This window comes from Falsihalocynthiibacter sp. S25ZX9 (assembly GCF_041205405.1).
Lineage (GTDB): Bacteria > Pseudomonadota > Alphaproteobacteria > Rhodobacterales > Rhodobacteraceae > Falsihalocynthiibacter > Falsihalocynthiibacter arcticus.
The window spans coordinates 1-307 of the sequence record NZ_JBGFCD010000215.1 but is presented as its reverse complement, the minus strand read 5'-3'; the positions used below and the strand labels follow the sequence as shown (position 1 = coordinate 307).

Here is a 307-nt window from a genome sequence, read left to right as displayed (position 1 = left end):
ATTTGTGCGGATCAAGGGCCAAGGACTCCGCGTCTTCAATCCCGTCCACCATCGTGCGATTAACGGGGGCGATTTTGATCAAAGCGCCAATGCAACCATCCACGTGGAACCATATCCATTCCCGCTTACACAGCGCTGCGATGGCCTGCATATCGTCGATGGCACCGGTGTTTGTGGTGCCCGCCGTGGCAATCACACAGGCGGGTACGCACCACGCAGCACGATCCTCTTGGATGGCCTGTTCCAACGCGGGTATGCTAATCAGAAAGTTGGCGTCCGAAGGGATCACCCGCAGGGCGCGTCGACC

1 protein-coding gene is annotated in these 307 nt (G+C 58.6%); it reads right to left on the bottom strand.

Going from position 1 to position 307, the window contains the following annotated elements; genetic code table 11:
- On the bottom strand, window positions 1–307 hold a 307-nt coding region (locus tag AB9F29_RS21975), incomplete at both ends, for a pyridoxal-dependent decarboxylase (protein WP_369757258.1).